Source organism: Streptomyces sp. NPDC004111 (assembly GCF_042874215.1).
GTDB lineage: Bacteria > Actinomycetota > Actinomycetes > Streptomycetales > Streptomycetaceae > Streptomyces.
Map to the genome: position 1 here is coordinate 39,020 of NZ_JBIAMU010000003.1, position 18,001 is coordinate 57,020.

General features: G+C 69.4%; 15 protein-coding genes and 2 pseudogenes. 13 read left to right on the top strand and 4 right to left on the bottom strand.

All coding sequences use genetic code 11. The features are described 5' to 3' along the window. Positions 1-13: 13 nt before the first annotated feature. The 5 genes and pseudogenes from ACFYVL_RS07225 to ACFYVL_RS07245 all read left to right on the top strand — a co-directional run bounded on the left by ACFYVL_RS07225 (position 14) and on the right by ACFYVL_RS07245 (position 2,058). A complete protein-coding gene (locus ACFYVL_RS07225) occupies positions 14-199 on the top strand; it encodes a hypothetical protein (protein WP_389241851.1) in 186 nt (61 codons plus the stop codon). Between the two features lie 571 nt (positions 200-770). Then, the gene (locus tag ACFYVL_RS07230) at positions 771-1,229 is read left to right on the top strand and encodes a hypothetical protein (RefSeq protein WP_389242540.1); all 459 of its coding nucleotides are present in this window, start codon (positions 771-773) and stop codon (positions 1,227-1,229) included. Positions 1,230-1,270: 41 nt separating this feature from the next. Beyond that, a complete protein-coding gene (locus ACFYVL_RS07235; RefSeq protein WP_389241852.1) occupies positions 1,271-1,657 on the top strand; it encodes a peptidase inhibitor family I36 protein in 387 nt (128 codons plus the stop codon). Between the two features lie 187 nt (positions 1,658-1,844). Continuing rightward, positions 1,845-1,964 (top strand): annotated as a pseudogene (locus ACFYVL_RS07240) (iron transporter); the annotation flags it as partial. A gap of 1 nt (position 1,965) precedes the next feature. Beyond that, positions 1,966-2,058: an iron transporter gene (locus tag ACFYVL_RS07245; protein WP_389242542.1), complete on the top strand. Its 93-nt coding sequence runs from the start codon at positions 1,966-1,968 to the stop codon at positions 2,056-2,058. A 340-nt stretch (positions 2,059-2,398) separates the two neighbouring features. Here ACFYVL_RS07245 and ACFYVL_RS07250 read toward each other — a convergent pair whose 3' ends face one another. Then, a complete protein-coding gene (locus tag ACFYVL_RS07250) occupies positions 2,399-2,596 on the bottom strand; it encodes a hypothetical protein (RefSeq protein ID WP_389241853.1) in 198 nt (65 codons plus the stop codon). Between the two features lie 317 nt (positions 2,597-2,913). Here ACFYVL_RS07250 and ACFYVL_RS07255 point away from each other — a divergent pair, with 317 nt between their 5' ends. Continuing rightward, positions 2,914-5,268, top strand: coding sequence for a hypothetical protein (locus tag ACFYVL_RS07255; RefSeq protein ID WP_389241854.1), 2,355 nt, complete (start codon positions 2,914-2,916; stop codon positions 5,266-5,268). A 411-nt stretch (positions 5,269-5,679) separates the two neighbouring features. Here ACFYVL_RS07255 and ACFYVL_RS07260 read toward each other — a convergent pair whose 3' ends face one another. Together ACFYVL_RS07260 and ACFYVL_RS07265 are read right to left on the bottom strand one after the other, a co-directional pair. Beyond that, a complete protein-coding gene (locus ACFYVL_RS07260; RefSeq protein ID WP_389241855.1) occupies positions 5,680-6,420 on the bottom strand; it encodes a hypothetical protein in 741 nt (246 codons plus the stop codon). Positions 6,421-6,474: 54 nt separating this feature from the next. After that, positions 6,475-7,575 (bottom strand): hypothetical protein, encoded by a 1,101-nt coding sequence (locus ACFYVL_RS07265; protein WP_389241856.1) that lies wholly within the window; start codon positions 7,573-7,575, stop codon positions 6,475-6,477. A gap of 549 nt (positions 7,576-8,124) precedes the next feature. On the opposite strand from ACFYVL_RS07265, the gene ACFYVL_RS07270 reads away from it, so the two are divergent. Beyond that, positions 8,125-9,993, top strand: a complete 1,869-nt coding sequence (locus ACFYVL_RS07270) for a potassium transporter TrkA (protein WP_389241857.1) — start codon at positions 8,125-8,127, stop codon at positions 9,991-9,993. A 271-nt stretch (positions 9,994-10,264) separates the two neighbouring features. Continuing rightward, positions 10,265-12,190: a flavin monoamine oxidase family protein gene (locus tag ACFYVL_RS07275; protein ID WP_389241858.1), complete on the top strand. Its 1,926-nt coding sequence runs from the start codon at positions 10,265-10,267 to the stop codon at positions 12,188-12,190. A 59-nt stretch (positions 12,191-12,249) separates the two neighbouring features. Here ACFYVL_RS07275 and ACFYVL_RS07280 read toward each other — a convergent pair whose 3' ends face one another. Beyond that, a complete protein-coding gene (locus ACFYVL_RS07280) occupies positions 12,250-12,732 on the bottom strand; it encodes a hypothetical protein (protein WP_389241859.1) in 483 nt (160 codons plus the stop codon). 95 nt (positions 12,733-12,827) lie between these two features. On the opposite strand from ACFYVL_RS07280, the gene ACFYVL_RS07285 reads away from it, so the two are divergent. From ACFYVL_RS07285 to ACFYVL_RS07305, 5 genes and pseudogenes are all read left to right on the top strand, one after another. Beyond that, on the top strand, positions 12,828-13,172 hold the full coding sequence (locus ACFYVL_RS07285; protein WP_389241860.1) for a PadR family transcriptional regulator: 345 nt from the start codon (positions 12,828-12,830) through the stop codon (positions 13,170-13,172). Beyond that, positions 13,169-13,819 (top strand): permease prefix domain 1-containing protein, encoded by a 651-nt coding sequence (locus ACFYVL_RS07290; protein WP_389241861.1) that lies wholly within the window; start codon positions 13,169-13,171, stop codon positions 13,817-13,819. Before ACFYVL_RS07285 ends, ACFYVL_RS07290 begins: the two co-directional genes overlap by 4 nt. 481 nt (positions 13,820-14,300) lie before the next feature. Beyond that, on the top strand, positions 14,301-15,389 hold the full coding sequence (locus ACFYVL_RS07295) for an alpha/beta hydrolase (protein WP_389241862.1): 1,089 nt from the start codon (positions 14,301-14,303) through the stop codon (positions 15,387-15,389). A 151-nt stretch (positions 15,390-15,540) separates the two neighbouring features. After that, the gene (locus ACFYVL_RS07300; protein WP_389241863.1) at positions 15,541-17,442 is read left to right on the top strand and encodes an alkyl/aryl-sulfatase; all 1,902 of its coding nucleotides are present in this window, start codon (positions 15,541-15,543) and stop codon (positions 17,440-17,442) included. 390 nt (positions 17,443-17,832) lie between these two features. Further along, positions 17,833-17,979 (top strand): annotated as a pseudogene (locus tag ACFYVL_RS07305) (MBL fold metallo-hydrolase); the annotation flags it as partial. Positions 17,980-18,001: the final 22 nt, after the last annotated feature.

An 18,001-nucleotide genomic window follows, 5' to 3' on the forward strand; every position in this document is an offset into this window, starting at 1 on the left:
CGTACCGGAGGCCGTGCACAGGAAGGCCGCTTCCTTCGAGTCGAACGCCGACGTCACCGTTTACGCGATCCACTGGGCAAGGCCCGGCGAGTGCCTCTACCGGACGATCTGGACGGGCGACCGGAGCACAAGCTGGGAGTGGCGGAACAAGCTGGACGCGGTGCAGACCGACCGTCCTAGCGACTGCCAGCCCGGCTGAGAAGGCAACTGGTGCGGGCAGTTGGCGGGTTGAGGCCGTTCTGCGACTTCTGGTGTTGAGGTGCGCTGTGTGAGATGCGAGCGCTCGTTGCCCGCATCGCTGGGAGCAACGGCCGCACGACCTCCCGCCACACAAGGCCGTCCGCGACGCGAAGCAGACGGCGGGCGCCACAACGCCCACGTCCACGACCTATCGCGTGACACGACCCACCGGGGTAGCGACCGCAGCACTGAGCCGACCATGGCGCCAAGCACGTCGGCAGTGGCATGACCGCGATACGACTACTCACCGTCACGGGTGATCTTCCGTGTACCAGCGCTTGTCGGGTGGAAGCCTGCGACCGCAGTTTCCTTCACCGCACACGACACTTCAGGAGCCCGCCCACATGCGTCTGTCCGCCGCCCTGCCGACCGCCGAACCGAAGCGGCGGCAACCACTCCGTCAACGGGGAGCGGCGGAGGCAGCTCGTCGGCGTCCAGTACGGCAGGCCCGCCGACTGCCAGGCAGCTTGAGGCGCATCATGCCCCGTTCGCCACGAATGCAACTAGCCCTGACGGTATGCCTGTTGGTCGTGCTCACCGCCTGCAGCTCGCCCGCCAAGCCGGTCGTACTCGGGCCCGACGACACCGTCAAAGCCGCCCAACAACTGCTCACCGATCGCTGCCTCACCCACCAGGGCCTCACCCCACCCCGCCCCGGTGCCGCTCCTCCCCCACCCGTCCAGGAGCGCCGGATCTCCGACGCGCTCTTCGGGACCGGCCGGGCCGAACTTTCTCTCACCCTGCCCAGCGGGCAAGTGATCAGACAGCACTCCGACGGCTGTCTGGCCGCAGCCCAACGCCGGTTGTACGGCGATCAGCGTCGCTGGTTCCTGGTCTCGACCCGCGTCAACAACCTGCGCTCCTCACCGCACGCCAATGCGGACAGCACCGCCGACGGCAGGCTCCGTGCGGACCACCGCAGGCTTCTCGAGGAAGCCTTCGCCCGCGCCAGGACCCTGCTCACCGAGGCGGCGCGCGCCCGTACCTGAACCAGTCTCCTTCCGTTCCGTACCTCCAGAAAGGCATTCCGATGCAGCGCACCAAGCGCCTGGTCACCGTCCTCACCGCCGCCCTGTTCGCCGCGGGAGGTGTCCTCGCCGCCCCCGCCTCCGCCGCTTCCTGCCCCAGCGGCTCCTTCTGCGTCTGGCCGGACGCCAACTTCAGCGGCCAGGTCTTCGCCTCCTCCGGCGACGACGAGTGGTGGGAGTCGTGGATCGCGGACAACGACTCCTCGTGGGCCAACCACGGAATCTCGGGCCCCGGCATCAAGGACCACGTCATCGTCTACGAGGACGCCATCCAGTGGCCCTCCAACGGGGGCGAACACACCATCTGCCTGTCCCCCGGCCAGGAGGTGGCGAGCAACGCGAACGCCAACGACCGAGGTGACGCCCACGTGTGGGCCATGCAGTGCTGACGACCGACCGCGCGCCGATACCGTACGGCCCGGATCCCCCGGTGCACCTCCGGGCGACCCGGGCCGTACCGCGTCCCCCTCACGGTCGGCCCCGGTCAGCGGAGCAGCTCCGGGCAGTGCTGTCCGTGGCGCAGCCATGGTTTGTCCCACGAGAGCTGGAGATGACGTGCGCGTATACCCCATCGGCATGCCGACGACGACCAACAAGCTGGAAGTGGTGGCGGTCTACACGGATCCGATCGACATGGAGCCCACCGGCCTCGGACTCCCTTCCTCGTCAGCAGACTGCTTCCTCGCGGCCGATATTCATGCGACCCAGAACCAACCCTCACGGATTCGGCGAGGGGGACTGGGTTCCGTATCTGACGGTCTCCTACACCCTCAACTGCACCGATGCGTGAGCCCGGAGGCCGGGGTAGCACCCTGGTGGGAACCGTTCGACGTCACTTTCAATTTCGTTCACGCGAATGGCCATCACCAGGGCTGTTGAGAAGCTGACCGCGAATACACGCTGAGCCTGAGCTGCACGCCAAGACCCCGGCCATCCTGTCCGCGCCTTCGCGCAGCGCCAGGGCCACGCGGCAGCGGTCCGGCCAGAGCTTCGCGGCCCACTCGCCCAAGCGCCTTCGGCCGTGTCGTGCGGACATCGGGCATCTCATCGATCCACGTCGTCGTCCTCATACGCCCCGCCGCTTCAATATCCGTCTCCGTGGACCTCATCCCCCCTTCGGCACATACCGGTCACCGCAGGACGCCGGCGAAGGCGGACGCAGCAGCTGCTGCCAGTGCCACAGCGGCCGTGAAAGCGACTGCGCCCTGCTTGAGGGCTTGCGTGCGGGAAGCCCCGTCGTGCCGGGCGATCACGGCTGCGCCGACGGCCACGAGAACTGCGACCACCAGTACCAGTGCGGTGGTGAGGAGGACAACGGCGATGTTCACGGCAGACCCCTTGGAATCGTGGAGTGTTGGCACGGACGAAAATCGCCGTTTTCCTGTTCGGCCGGGTTCGGCCGGACAAAGATGAACACCGCCGTACACCTCACGACGAGAGGGGATCCATGGGCGACACCCCTACTGCGGGCAGGCCGTCGGACGGGAATCAGCCGCTCACGGAAGTGCGCCTCAGACTGCGCACGGCCCTGGCTCGCAGCGGGCTCAACCAGACGCAACTCGCACGGCGAGCAGGCCTCGGCCGTACGACGGTCGCAGAGGCCCTGCGATGGGACGGCCCCGCGCCCTCATCACGAACGCTCGCCATGCTGAGCCGTGCGCTGACGATGCCGGCCGACGAACTCCTCGACCTCCTGCACACGACCCAGCTACGTGCTGATGCGGCATCCGGCGAACAAGCCCCGGAATCGGCCGCACCCGGGCAGCCGATCCCCGCGTGGGATCCGCACGACCTGGAAGTGCATCCCGCACAGACGCTCCCCGTGCCGGGAGAACAGGGCGCGGCGGGGCGACCGCCGTTGTCCGCCTATGTGCCACGCGGACACGACCGCGTGCTCGCGAACCTCGTACGCGAGGCGGAGGGCGGCCGTAGCAGCATGCTCGCGCTCGTGGGAACGTCGTCGACCGGCAAGACGCGGGCGTGCTGGGAGGCCGTACAGCCCCTCGCGGAACAGGGATGGCGCCTCTGGCATCCGTTCGATCCCACCCGGGCCGAGGCCGCGCTGCAGGACCTGCAGCAGGTGGAACCGCGCACCGTGGTGTGGCTGAACGAAGCCCAGCACTACCTTGGCGATCCAGCGGTGGGCGAGCAGCTCGCGGCCGCCGTACACAGCCTCCTCGTCACCCCCGCCCGCGGACCGGTCCTGGTGCTCGCCACCCTGTGGCCCGAATACGCGGCCCGCTACACCGCGCTGCCCAGGCCCGGCTCGGCAGATCCGCACACCCGTACGCGCGAGTTGTTGTCGGGGCGCACGGTAGCCGTACCGGAGACCTTCGACGACCTGGCGTTGCGCGAAGCCGCACTCCTTGCCGATGCGGGCGACGCTCTCCTGGCCGACGCGCTCACCCGTACCCGGCACACGGGCCGACTGACACAGGACCTGGCGGGAGCACCGGCGCTGTTGGCGCGTTACGAGACGGGAAGCCCTGCAGCAAGGGCCCTCCTGGAAGCCGCCATGGACGCACGCCGTCTGGGTGTCGGCCTCGCCCTCCCCCGCGATTTCCTGACTGACGCCGCCACCGACTACCTCGACGACGAAGCCTACGAGACCTACGACGACAACGGTCAGGTCGACATCGGCGGTGCCTGGGCACAGGCCGCGCTCGATGAACTCGCCCAGAGGGTTCACGGCCGCCAGGCGCCACTGCGCCGCAATGCGCCGCGAACCGGCGGCCCGCCACCGGGGCACCGCACGTCGCACCCCCCGAGGGAGACGTTCCGGCTCGCCGACTATCTGGAGCAGTACGGCCGCGACGCGCGGGCACGCACGTGCCCACCGGCTTCGTTCTGGCACGCCGCCGATCGCCACCTCACCCGGACCACCGATCTGGCCGGACTCGCCGGCGCCGCATCCCAGCGCTTCCGATTGCAGTGGGCCGAGCACCTGGTGCGGAAGGCGGCGCAGATGGGAGATCCGGACTCCATGGTGCAGTTGGCCGAGGTGACGGACGACGATGCCGGGTCGGAGAGTCTTCTCCAGAGGGCCGCAGCGTTGGAGTGTGCGGATGCGCTGATGGCACTGGCCCGCCGACGGGCCAAAAGCAAGGACGCAGAGGAGAGCGCAACCCTGCTGCGTCAGGCTGCACGAGCCGGCAACTCCGAGGCGCTGCTCGAACTGGCGGAGTCGGCATCGGGCCGTCGGGACACGGAGACGATCCACCTCTTGTGCCAATGGGCGGAAGAATCGGGCCGGTTCCACGAGATGGGAATCCTCTGCTCATATCTGGCGCGTCTCGGTGATGGAGACGGCGCTGCGGCACTGGCCCGGAAGCTCGGACACATCGGTAGTGCCATGACCCTGACCCACCTCGGTGAGCACCATCTGTTCACAGGTGACGAGGAAGCTGCTCGTCCGCTGCTCCAGGAAGCAGTGGATGCCGGTGAACCGCACGCCATGATGCTGCTGGCCAGCCTCAGGGACCCCGAGTGGAAGAGGGATCCGGCAGTGGAAGCCAGCGTCATCGGCACCGGGGACTCCGTGGCCATCGGTGTCCTGGCCACGATGAAGCAGGAGTCGGGTGACAGGGAAGGAGCCAGGTCCGTCCTGCAGAAGGCGGCAACACGGTACGACCACGCCCACACATGGGATCAGTTGTTCAAGCTGCTGCTGGAGGACGGCGCCGCAGGGACAGTGGAGAAGCTGGTGCGCGAGGTCGTCGAGAGCGGCTCCGCTGACGCGCAATTCGCCCTGGCCGAGCTGCTGACCGCACGACGGAAGAAGGAGACGGCCCGCACTCTCTACGAGCCCGCAGCCGCAGCCGGTCACATTCCCTCCCTGGCAGCCCTGGCGGCTCTACGGGACGCCGCCGGTGACCGAAGGACTGCCGACGCCCTCTACCGACGCATCGCGGACACCGGGCACACCATGCGTTGGGAGGACACCCTCTTGCAGAGATGGCCACACGGTCTCGACCCGGACGGCACCCCGACGACGCTGTAGCAAGGTGGAGACCGACATCGGGAGTTGGCTCCGGGGCCCGCATCACGTCCTTCGATGTGCGAAACGAGCTATCTGTTCCGCGCGCGGTCGAGCAGTGCGCTGAGCAACCGGCCAATGAGTCCTGCCGCAACGGCCCATACCAGGAGCACAAGCAGCCCGGACCAAGAACTCAGCCGCGGGAGAGATCGGCGCTGATGAAGTGCCCAATGCACGGCACCGGGACCGATCTCCCTTGCACTCGTGAGGCAATAGAACACTTTTCCGCCGACACTCATGGATTTCACGGTTCCCCCGCATTCCGGGTTGAACCGCGCGTCTTCCATCAGGCGCCTGCATCCGTCCTGCTCGCCGAAGTTGCAGGGAACCGGACCCGAGATCCAGTACCGGCCGACGGACCAAACGCTGAGTCGGTCAGAAGTAGCGGGTGAACGGTGTGGCGTCGACGGCGAGCCAGCCGCTGAACGGTGCGTCCAGTTGGTGGATGAGGAGCACCATGAAGGTGATAAGACCGGAAAGGCCCATCACCATAACTACGTGGGTGAAGTTCCGCTTCACCCCGAACATGAACATGAACGACACAGTAAGAACACCCCCGGCGATCAGGCCCAGCCACAGGATCGGGGAAAGCCGGTCGTCCAGGTCGGTTTCGCGTCCGCGCCGCGAGTCGTCCAGCATCCCCAGCTGCACGAGCGTCTCCTCGGCGATCATCCGCTGGGCGCCGTCCGCCCGTTCGGAGACCTGCGCGGCGCTGCGCACTTCGCTCAGCAGCCGCCAGCCCTCCTGCCCCAAGGGCTCCCCCCGTTCCATCGCCGGCCACTCGGTTCCCGTGACGAACCTGACGTACTCCCCGACCCGCGCCCTCACCAGCGCGCCCTGCTCGGCCGGCAGCCCGTCGGCCAGCAGACTCACCTGGTGCGCGGCGCTGGCCTCGGTCCGAACATGCTGCTCGGCGCTGGAGTTCGAGTCCCAGACCGTGACGAGGGCGAGGCCCAGCACCAAGGCGTAGAGGACACCGACCATCATGGAGATGTACTCGGCGACGTCCTCGCGCGGCTCGTCGTCCGGCCCCATCGGCCAGAAGCGGTGCTTGATCAGGACGACGCCTGCGGCGAGCAGCGCGACACCCAGGACGATCGCGAGGGTTTCGGTCATGGACGGTTCCTGATTCCTGTCGGCAGGGGGACGTTCAGTGCTGCAGGGGGACGTTCAGTGCTTTCGGGATCCCAGGACCGCGGCTGCCGCAGCTGCGGGGAGAAGGACGAGCAACAGGGCGGCGAGCACCCCAAGACGCTCCCGCCGCTGATCGCGCCGCGAGAAGCGGCCCGGTGCCGAACGCTCCTGCTGCGCAGTCGTCCTGTCGGACGCGGTGGGACGCCCTGCGGGGGCATCGGGCTCAGCCGCCTGAGCGGGAGCCTCGGGAGGGGCCGCTTCTTCCGCGGGGAGGGCGAAGGCGTCCGGGAGAACGGCGATCTCGGGTGGCGCGGGAGGGGCCGGTTGTACGGGGAGACCCGCGGCCGGAGCTGCCGGAGCTGCTGGGACTGCCGCGGCGGACGCGGCGGACGCGGGCGGGTCACGCGGTGGGCTCGCTGGCGGGGCGGAGCCCGGCGCCGGCCCCTGCGGCGGCGGAGGTTCGGGGACGGTGAACCGCACGGAGGCTCGTGCCGTCAGCCGCGGCGGCGGCACCTGGTCGCCGTACTGCCCGAGCGTGCGGATGCGGTCGCTGCCCTGAGCCTGGCCCGCGGACGAGTAGCTGCCGGGGGCCAGCCGGGCGGTACCTGTGCAGATGTGACTGCGCCCGGGATCGATCCGGGCGACGGTCGCCAGCCCGTTCCCGCACGACATGCGCAGGGCGGGGAGGGCCCTGTCCGAGACCCTGACGGCGTACACCGGGCGGTTGCCCGTATTGCGCAGTGCGTAGCGGACCACCGCGCGGGCCGAGCCGCCGGCCTTCGCTGTCTGCGTCAGTTCGAGTGAGCCGCCGACACCGGCGTATCCGGACATCGCGGCGGCGCGTGCGGTGGCGCGCAGGGACGGGATGCGGCCGGTCGCATCCACCTCACGGACCCAGACACCCGCGAGGGCGGGCGCGCGGGCGAAGCAGGTGACCGTGCGCAGGCCGGTGAGCATTCGTACGTGATCATCGCCGCCGGGACAGCGGATACGGGCTCCTGCCAGCCCCGGGTCGCTCACCCTGACGTCGTACAGGTCCGCCGCGCCGCGGTTGACCAGGCGGTATTTCTTCATCACAGGTTGGCCGGCCCTGACTCCGGGGCGCAGTGCTCCCAGTCCGGGCCGTGTGTTCACCATGACCTGGAGCGTCAGTCCTCTGTTGTTGGCGCCGTCGGCAGCCGCGTTACGTACTCCCTGGGAGCTGACCAGGGTCGCGCACAGGCACAGCACGAGAAGCCATGCGGACCCCCGCGTGTGGGTGACGGCACGGCTCCGCCCGCAGCTTCGTGTGCTGATCACATCGCGACGATCCAGAGGTTCCCCGGCCTCCCACCTCGGGCGCGCCGCACACCGTCCCGGGTTCACTCCAATGCGCTTCAGGCGGAGCCGCCACCACGGAGCGCGGCGCGTGCGCGGCGCGACGAGAGGCGTCCAGGGGCAGCACTTCGGCCGAGGCCACTGCGGTGGGGCCCGTCCGTACCTCGCTGTCGTCCCCCGACCGGCCCATCGACGGCCTGCGGTCGGGGTGTCGCGCGGTGACTCCCAGTAGTGTTCCGGTCGCGATCACCTCCCGCGTTGGCCGGCCCCCGAGCTGCGCGCCCTGCAGGTCGGCCGCCCGCGCGGCAGGTGTGATCCCTCCGCAGTGCTGAGAATCCTCCCGAGGGCCGAGAGAACGAGGAGCCCCGCTTGTTGCGGCGTCTGCGCTACAGGTTCGACAACGTCATGGCGCGCGGCACGCCCGCTCTGATCGGTGTCCTCGCCGCCGTGTGCTGCCTCTTCACCCTGCTCAACGGATTACTCCTGCTGCTTCTGGCACCGGAGACCGTCCATCACCGGGACGTGGGCACCTCCTTCTGGTCGGGTTTCCTGCGCATGCTGAGCCCGGCGGCCCTGCTGAGGGACCGGGGCCCGGCACCTTTCCTGGCGGCGGCCACGGTCATGGCCTTCGGCGGCATCCTGCTGATGAGCACCCTCATTCCGGTGCTGAGCGCGGGGCTTCAGAACCAGCTGGCGAGGTTGCGCCAGGGTCGGTCACCCGTGGCCGAGACGGGGCACGTCGTCCTGCTCGGCTGGTCGTCGCAGGTCCACGTGCTGCTGGCGGAACTGGTGGAGGCCAACCGGAGCAGGCGGCGCGCCTGTGTGGTCGTCCTCGCCGAGAAGGACCGCACCGAGATGGAGAGGGAGATCCGGGAGCGGATCGGTGACCCGGCGAGCACCAGGATCGTCTGCAGGACCGGGGACCCGGCCGACGTGCACGACATCGAACTGGTCTGTCCTCGACGCGCCAGGTCGGTGATCGTCGTGGCGCCCGAGGCGGACAGGCCCGACTTCGCCGTCATCAAGTCCCTGCTGGCCGTCTCCCGTACCCAAGCGATGGACGGGTCCGGTCCGGTCGTCGTGGCAGGGATCAAGGACAAGGAGAATCTGCCCGCAGCACGACTGGCGGGCGGCGCGAACTGCCGCCTCGTCAACATCCAGGGCTTCATCGCCCAGCTGCTGGTGCAGACGAGCCTCCACAGCGGACTCTCGTCCGTCTACACCGAACTGCTCGATTTCGCGGGCGACGAGATCTATGTGCAGCCGCAGCCGGAGCTGGTGGGGCGCACCTTTGCCGAGGCTCAACTCGCCTACCGCACCTCCAGCGTCGTCGGGCTGGTGGAGGACGGCGGCCGGGTGCTGCTCAACCCGCCGGGCGGAACCTTGATCGGACCCGCGGACCAGATCGTCGCCATCACCGAGGACGACACCACCATGCGGCTGTCCGAGCCCCCCGCACTGCCCGAACCGGTACTGCCCCGGATGTCGGCGAGCCCCCTGCGGGCGGAGCGCGCGGTGCTGATCCTGGGCAGCAATCAGCGACTCCCCGACATCATCGGGCAGCTCCGCGCCCACCTGCACGCCGGTTCCCGGATCGATGTGGTCGCCCACCAGTTGTGTCCCCCGCCGTCGGAAGAGCCCGCGGAAGAGGCGGACGTCTCGGTGGCGCTGAGTTTTCGCCAGGCGGACGTCACCCGCAGGGACGTCCTCGAATCCCTTGCCCTGGGGAACTACGACCACGTACTCGCCATCAGCCCCGACGACTGCGACCCGCACGACGCGGATGCCCGGACCCTCACCGTCCTGCTGAACCTCCGCGACCTCTCCGAACTCCGCACGCACACCTACTCCGTGGTGACGGAGATGGCCGACGACCGCCACCGCGCCCTCGCCCAGGCGGCCAGACCCGACGACTTCGTCGTCAGCGGCAACCTGCTGAGCCTGCGGCTCGCCCAGGTTTCCGAGAACCCCCGGCTGGACGTGATCTTCGATGAGCTGTTCTCCCCGGAGGGCTGCCGCATCGCCCTTCGCCCAGCGGGCGACTACGTCCCCCTGGCGGAGGAAACCGATTTCTACGCCGTCGTCACCGCGGCGCGGCAACGGGGCGAGATCGCCATCGGATACCGCATCCACGCCGAGGCCCAGCGACCGCCCCAGTACGGGAACGTCCTCAACCCGGACAAGTCGTCGTGTGTTCGCTACGCGGACCAGGACCGGATCATCGTATTGATCGGCTGACCAGCTCACCGGCTGAGTGGCCGGTTGACCGGCCTCAGGCGACCCGGCTGCGGGAGATCCGTGCAGCCGAGGGCGGTCTACGACGACGCACAGGGCCGCTCGCGTCGCCTGACACAGCGGCCCCGACACTCACGTCCGCTCTCCCACGAACAGGAGAAGGCCGTGGGCCCACCAGGGCCGATGGTCCGGAGCGTCTGCGTTCGGGTGAATCGCGGAGCGCCCTTCGCGTGCCATTCTCCGTGCGGTACGTACCTCCCCGAAAGTGCCGTAAATGGACACTCCGCTTTCCAGGCGCACGATGATGACCGCGACCGGTGCCACGACGCTCGCCGCCGGTCTCACCTTCGCGTCGCACGCCGACGCCGCTCCCCCCGCCGTGGTGCCGGCCGCACCCGTCGCGCCTGAAGCGGACCCATCGTGGAAAACCTGTCTCGCCGTGGCCCGTGCCGTCCTCGTGCTCGGCGAGAACGACGAACCCCTCGTCCCGCGGTACTCCAGGATCTTGCTGGAGGAAGGTCTGCCGCGCGGCCGCGGCAAGGCCAAGAAGGTGCTGGTCGTCGGCGCGGGGCCCGCGGGGCTCGTCGCAGCCGACCTGCTCGGCCGGGCCGGGCACGAGGTCACGGTGATCGAGGCCAACGGCAACCGGGTCGGCGGTCGCGTCAAGACCTTCCGCACCGGCGGTCATGAGGGGGCCGCCCAGCCCTTCGCCGACCCCAAGCAGTACGCCGAGGCCGGCGCCATGCGCATTCCCGACAGCCACCCCCTGGTCACCGGACTGATGGACTCCCTCGGTCTGAAGCGACGGCGTTTCCATCTCGTCGACGTCGACGCCTCCGGCAGACCCGCGAACAGGACCTGGATCCAGGCCAACGGCATCCGTATCCGCCGCGCCCGCTACCAGCAGAGGCCGCAGGCGCTCAACCGCTCCTTCGGAGTTCCGACACAGTACGAGGACGTCCCGGCCTCGGACATCTACCGGTCGGCGCTCGCCCCCGCCCGCGCGCTGATCGACGGCAAACAGGGGCAGGAACTGCTCGACGGCTGGGCGAAGGTGATCCAGCGGTACGGATCCTGGTCGATGTTCCGCTACCTCACCGAGGAGGCCAAGCTCGACGTCCGGACGATCGACCTCATCGGCACCGTCCAGAACGTCACCTCCCGCATCCATCTCTCCTTCCTCCACAGCTTCCTGTCCTCCGCCCTGATCAGCCCGGACACCTCTTTCTACGAACTGCCCGACGGCACCGCGACCCTCACCGACGCTCTGTACGCGCGGGTGAAGGACGCGGTGCGACTGGACCGACGCGCCGTGCGCGTGGAGCACGGGCCGGGCGGAGGCGTCACGGTGCACACCGTCTCCGAGGGCCGGGACGGCAAGGTCGTACAAGAAGCGTTCAGCGGTGACGAAGCGATCATCACGGTGCCGTACGCAGGGCTGCGGCACGTGACCTTCACTCCCCCACTCCCCTACGGCAAGCGGCGGGCAATCACCGAACTGCACTACGACGCGGCGACCAAGGTGCTGCTGGAGTTCTCCCGCCGTTGGTGGGAATTCACCGAGCAGGACTGGAAGCGCGAACTCGACGCGGTCAGGCCCGGTCTGTACGAGGCGTACCAGCGCGGCAAGGCCCCGGCCGACGGTTCCCTGCTCGGCGCCCACCCCTCCGTACCGAAGGGACACATCTCCGACGGGCAGCGCACCCACTACGCGGCACACCGTGCCGTCCAGCGCGACCAGCCGGAGGCAGCCGCCGTCATCGGCGGCGGCTCGACCACCGACAACCCCAACCGCTTCATGTTCGAGCCGTCCCACCCTGTCGCGGGCAGCAGGGGCGGCGTGCTGCTCGCCTCCTACAGTTGGTCCGACGATGCCCTGAAGTGGGACTCCTTCGACAGCGAGGAGCGCTACCCGCGAGCACTCGGCGGTGTCCAGGACGTGTACGGACAGCGCGTCGAAGTCTTCTACACCGGCATGGGCCGCACCCAGTCGTGGATGCGCGACCCCTACGCGTACGGCGAGGCGTCCGTACTGCTCCCCGGACAGCACACCGAACTGTTCTCGGACGTCCCCTCCGCTGAGGGGCCACTGCACTTCGCGGGCTGCCACACCTCCGTCAAACCGGCCTGGATCGAGGGAGCCCTGGAGTCGGCAGTCCGTACGGCCCTGGAGGTGCACACCCGAGTGCTCCGGCCCTGACCGATGCGCCACTTCGTCGATCCTCCGCGTCGGCGTGGACGAACGGGCTGATCGGAGCGCTAGGCGCTCGTCGTCGAACCCGGGCGGACGATCATCAGGACCACGACGACCGCCCACAGCAGGTTGAAGATCCCGGTGAGCATATGGAGCCGGGCGGTGGTTTTGGTCAGTCCGGCCTCTGTGAGGGTTGTTTCGGTGCCCGGCACGGTTCGGGCCATCGCGAGCATGCGCTGCTGGTACGGGAGGATCCACAGGCCCAGCAGCGCCGCGGCCAGGATCGTCAGTATCAGCGAGACGACCAGCCAGGCGTCCCTGAGGGCGCCCAGCGCGGCACCGGTCGCGATGCCGAGGGCGGGTACGGCGAGCCCGGCGATCGCGTATCCCCGGCAGATCTTGTGCAAGGTCGTGGCGATGCCCACGGCCTGGCCGTGCTCCGTCACCGCCTGTTTGGCGTAGCGCGGGAACATCGAGGCCGCCACGGCGATCGATCCGACCGCCAGGATCGCGACGAGTACATGCGCGGACAGCAGGAACTTGGTCATCGGGTGACGCCTCCGGGCGAAGATCTCGAACGAACTCATATGTAGGTTGCCAATAGGTAGCACAGCTACAACTGGGTTGGGTAGGCTGCCTACTCATGAAGACGGATGCGGTGCGCGGCCACCTGGACGGACTCCTGCTGGCCGTGCTGGAACAGGGCCCCCTGCACGGCTACGCGATCATCACCGCGGTGCAGCAGCGCAGCGGCGGCGCACTCGAACTGCGCACCGGCACCATCTATCCCGCGCTGCAACGCCTGGAGAGGCTGGGCCTGTTGGCCAGTACGTGGGACGCGGTGGGTGAGCGCCGCCGCCGCTGCTACGAGCTGACCGGGGCCGGACGGCAGAGCCTCGCGCAGGAGCGTTCCGCCTGGCAGGAGTTCACCCGCGCGATCGGCTCGGTCCTTGATCCGGCCGCGGGAGCGACAGGATCGACCGCGTGAGGTCCGCCCGCGTCGAGGAGTACCTCACCAGCCTCGCCGGCGCCCTGCACGGCCCCGCCCGCGCCAAGGACCGGATGCTCGACGAGGTGCGCGACGGCCTGACCGACACCGCGGCGGCCTATGCCGAGGCCGGGGTGCCCCCGGAGCGCGCCGCCGAGCTGGCCGTGCGGGACTTCGGCACGTCGCAGGATCTGCTGCCGGCCTTCCAGCACGAGCTGACCGTTGCGCAGGCCCGCCACACCGCCCGCGCCGCGGCCCTCGCGGTGCCGTTCGCGGGCCTGTGCTGGTTGCTGGTACGGATGGCGGGACGCGAACTCTGGCAACTCCCCTCCCTGCCGCACCTGCTGGCGACCACGGCGATCGGTCTCGCCGCGGGCACCGCCGTGCTCACCGCGGCCTCCCTGGCGGCCACGGGCCCGCTCGCCCGACGGCTGCCCACCCCGGACGGGCTGCCCCGTACCGTCGCCTGGCTGGGAACGGCCTCCAGCGTCGGCATGGCCCTCGCCGCGCTCCTCCTCGTCGTACTGGCACTGGTCGTCACGCACTGGCCGCTGGCCGTCGCGGCGGGCGCACTGGCCGCCGTGTCCCATGCGGTGGTGGCGGCCTCGGCCAGGGCCTGCCGTCGCTGCGCGCAAGTGCCCGCGTAACCCCGTCCCCCCGGACGGCCTTCTGGGCGCAGGAGCCTTCGGGTCCAGTTGGCGGTGGGTGCCGACCGCCGGTAGGGGCTGTCCTGCCTGGAGAGGAAGGGCCTCTCCGACGCGTCCCGGGAATGCGCCCGCGGAGCTGCGGAGTTCGCGGGCAGGAACGATCCGGCGTCGCTCATCGTCGGGCGAGGGTGCGGTTTACCGCAGGAGAAGTGTGCGGTAGACCGCATTCTGCGTACGGCCGTTGCTCTCTAGCCTTTTTGACATGAGATCACTTCGGAGCAGGAAAAGCAGCGAGAGCGGGTACGGGTCCGGCAGGGCGGGGAGCGGCAAGTCCGCTGCGACAAAGGGCCGTTGGCGTACGGTGGGCGCGCCTCGGAAGGTCGCCGCATCGGCTGCCTCGGGCGTACTCACGGCACTCGTCGCCCTCCCGGCCCCACCGGCCGGAGCGGAGACGTCCGGCGGTCACCTCCGTGGCGAGCTGATGTCCGTGACCCCACTCGGCACGGTCGACCGTGCCCGCGTCGTAGACGACGCCCGGAAAGCGGGCTACCCCACCGACACCGCACGGTACGGGGTCGCGGCCTACCGGCTCACCTATCGCACCGTCACCCCGGAAGGGAACCCCACCACCGCATCCGGTCTCCTCGTGCTGCCCACCGACGGCGGCGCACGCCGCGTGCCCACCGTCGTCCACGGGCACGGCACCCTGGCCTACCGGGGCTATGCGGCATCCGTCGCGGAGGGCCCGGACCGCACCGTCTCCCGCCTCTACGCCTCGGCCGGCCGCGCCACCGTCGCACCCGACTACCTGGGCCTCGGCACGGGGCCGGGCACCCACCCCTACATCGACAACCGCTCCGCGGCCACCGCTTCCCTCGACATGCTGCGTGCCGCGAGCCAGGCTGCCCCCGGGCTCGGCCGACGGCTCGACGGCCGGGTGTACGCCACGGGGTTCTCCCAGGGCGGGCAGGTGGCCATGGCGCTCGGCCGCGCACTGAACTCCGGGGAGGACGCCCGATTCCGACTGCGCGCGGTTGCCGCGGTCGGCGGCGCGTACGACGTCGAGGGCAGCCAGCTCCCGGCCCTCTTCGACGGGCGGGTCGGCCCAGGATCGGCAGTCTTCTACACCGCCTACTACCTCACCGCTCAGAACCGCCTGCACCACTTCTACGCCGACCCCCGCGAAGTCTTCCGAGCTCCCTACGCGGCACATGTGGAATCCCTCTTCGACAGCAACCATCCCGCGGACCAGATAGCCGGCAAGCTGCCGGGAACCCTGCGGGAACTGCTCACCGACCAGTGGTACGAGAAGCTGCGCCACCCCGGCGGCTCCCTGCTCACGGCGATGCGCACCAACGACTACACCTGTGACTGGAAACCCGATGTCCCCGTCACGCTCTACAGCGCCACCGGCGACCGAGACGTCCCCCTGGCCAACAGCCAGAACTGCGCACGCCGTGTCACCGCACACGGCGGCCGGGTCCGGCTCGTCGACCAGGGCGACGTCAGCCACTACACGGCCTTCTCACGCTCGCTCCCCGAGATAACCCGCTCCTTCCCCACCACCTGACGCGACCCGCCCCGGTGGGTCCCGCCGCCGAGGCTGTTCGGGTATCGACCAGGGCATATCCATCGCCGTGTACGGGATTCCAAGCTGCGACCTGGTGCACCCGCACTCACCGATATGTGTAACTTTGGAAGATTCTGAATAGGTATGGGCCATGACCAATTCAGCCCCGGGGCCCAAGCCCGCGCAGCCGTTCATCGTCCAGCAGCAAGCCGAGCTCAAGACCCGTTTGCCGTTCGCCGACACCCGGGACTTCGAGGACGCGCAGCGCGGGCTGATCGCCCGCCGCACTCCGAACGCCGTCACCGCCGAGGACGGCAGGGTCGTATGGGACAACGACTCCTACGCCTTCCTCCGCGGCGAGGCCCCCGACACGGTCAACCCGTCCCTGTGGCGTCAGTCCCAGCTCGTCGCCGAACAGGGGCTCTTCGAGGTGGTCGAAGGCATCTACCAGGTCCGCGGCCTGGACCTGTCGAACGTGACGTTCGTCGAGGGCACCACCGGCATCGTCGTGATCGACCCCCTGCTGTCCACGGAGACCGCCGCGGCCGCGCTCGCCCTGTATCGCGAGCACCGCGGTGAACGCCCGGTCACCGGTGTCGTCTACACCCACTCGCACGTCGACCACTTCGCCGGCGTCAAGGGCGTCACCACCCAACAGGATGTCGACGCGGGCCGGGTGCCGGTCCTCGCGCCGGAGGGCTTCACCGAGCACGCCGTCGCGGAAAACGTGTACGCGGGCACCGCGATGGCCCGACGCGCCGCCTACATGTACGGAGCGGCCCTGGCTCGCGGCCCGCAGGGGCAGGTCGGCGCCGGCCTGGGGCAGACCACCGCGACGGGCACCGTCAGCCTCATCCCGCCGACCGTGGACATCACCACCACCGGGCAGGAGGAGACCGTGGACGGGGTCCGCATGGTCTTCCAGATGGCCCCGGACACCGAAGCCCCCTCGGAAATGCTCATCCACTTCCCCGACCTGCGCGCGCTGTGCACGGCAGAGGACGCCACCCACACCCTGCACAACCTGCTGACCCTGCGCGGCGCGGTGGTCCGCGACCCGCACAACTGGTCGCGCTACCTGACCGAATGCCTCGACCTCTTCGGCGACACCACCGACGTGGCCTTCGCCTCCCACCACTGGCCCACCTGGGGACAGGACCGCGTCAAGCACTTCCTGTCCGTACAGCGCGACCTCTACGGCTACCTGCACGACCAGTCCCTGCGCCTGATCAACCAGGGCTGGACCGGCAGCGAAATCGCCGAACACCTCCAACTGCCGCCCGCCCTGGAAAAGGAGTGGTCCACCCACGGCTACTACGGTTCGGTCAGCCACAATCTCAAGGCGGTCTACCAGCGGTACATGGGCTGGTTCGACGGCAACCCCGCCCACCTGTGGCAGCACACGCCCACCGAAGCCGGCAAGCGGTACGTGGAGTTCATGGGCGGCGCGGACACCGTCGTGGAGAAGGCCCGTACCTCCTTCGACGCCGGAGACCTGCGATGGGCGGCCGAAGTCCTCAACCACGTCGTCCTCGCCCAGCCCGACCACACGTCGGCCCGCGGTCTCCTCGCCGACACCTACGAACAACTCGGCTACGGTGCGGAGAACGGCACCTGGCGCAACTTCTACCTCTCCGGCGCCACCGAACTCCGCCACGGCCAGTTCGGCACCCCCACTGTCACCGCCTCCGCCGACATCCTGGCCAACCTCAGCCCCCGCCTGCTGTTCGACGCCCTCGCGGTCCAGATCAATGGCCCCGAAGCCTGGGACGAGAAGCTCGCCCTCGACATCGTCCTCACGGACACCAACGAAACGTACCGGCTGCGCCTGAACAACGGTGTCCTCACCCACACCGCCGCACCCCAGCAGGACACCCCGGATGTCACTCTCACGACCACCACCCTCCAGTTGCCCGCACTCGCCCGGGGCAATCTGGACCCCAAGGCACTGGCCGACGCCGGCATCCAGACGGCCGGAGACACCACCACCCTCGAACGCCTCGCCGCCGTACTTGACCCCGGTGACCGCAACTTCCCCATCGTCACCCCCTAACCCCACCCGCCCCGAAAGCGGCCAGGTCTGCTCCGCTCCGGGTGTGGACCAGTGAGTGCAACGCGGCCAGCAGGGATTCCTGTCCGGTGACGTGCTGGTCCGTCAGCTCGGCTGTGCCCCTGAGACGTTCACTTGTGACCGCACACGACTCTTGCAGGTAGTCCGGGGCGGCCTCAGCGACCCGCCGAGCAATGCAGGCGGCGGCCACACCCCCAGACGGCCAGACGACGCGCGCGGACTTCGTGGCCATCACCTGGGGGTTCCCGCACGGAGCAGAGGTCGAAAAAGGCTCTCGCGACGGCTTCGAGCCTCGCAAAGTCGCCGGGCAGCCCGCCGAACTCTGCGCGCCCGATCCGCTGTCCGCCTGCTGGCAGGTCGCGCAGCTCCCTCGCCCCCTTTCCGACCGTCATCGGCTCTGTCCGCCGGAAGCTGTTCGTTCTTCCGCCGACAATCGCCGTGCACACCGGTCACGGCAACTCCACCACCATCGGGGCAGAGAGCCCCCACCTGGACCAATGGATCGCCCGCGCCTATTGACGGGCGAATTCCCCGGCACCGG

Bases quoted from the DNA above. Each gene is read 5' to 3' on its own strand.
- ACFYVL_RS07260 (WP_389241855.1), bottom strand. From the start codon at position 6,420: ATGACCGAAACCCTCGCGATCGTCCTGGGTGTCGCGCTGCTCGCCGCA.
- ACFYVL_RS07265 (WP_389241856.1), bottom strand. From the start codon at position 7,575: ATGGTGAACACACGGCCCGGACTGGGAGCACTGCGCCCCGGAGTCAGG.
- ACFYVL_RS07245 (WP_389242542.1), top strand. From the start codon at position 1,966: ATGCGACCCAGAACCAACCCTCACGGATTCGGCGAGGGGGACTGGGTT.
- ACFYVL_RS07295 (WP_389241862.1), top strand. From the start codon at position 14,301: ATGTCCGTGACCCCACTCGGCACGGTCGACCGTGCCCGCGTCGTAGAC.
- ACFYVL_RS07235 (WP_389241852.1), top strand. From the start codon at position 1,271: ATGCAGCGCACCAAGCGCCTGGTCACCGTCCTCACCGCCGCCCTGTTC.
- ACFYVL_RS07255 (WP_389241854.1), top strand. From the start codon at position 2,914: ATGCTGAGCCGTGCGCTGACGATGCCGGCCGACGAACTCCTCGACCTC.
- ACFYVL_RS07280 (WP_389241859.1), bottom strand. From the start codon at position 12,732: ATGACCAAGTTCCTGCTGTCCGCGCATGTACTCGTCGCGATCCTGGCG.
- ACFYVL_RS07275 (WP_389241858.1), top strand. From the start codon at position 10,265: ATGGACACTCCGCTTTCCAGGCGCACGATGATGACCGCGACCGGTGCC.
- ACFYVL_RS07285 (WP_389241860.1), top strand. From the start codon at position 12,828: ATGAAGACGGATGCGGTGCGCGGCCACCTGGACGGACTCCTGCTGGCC.
- ACFYVL_RS07300 (WP_389241863.1), top strand. From the start codon at position 15,541: ATGACCAATTCAGCCCCGGGGCCCAAGCCCGCGCAGCCGTTCATCGTC.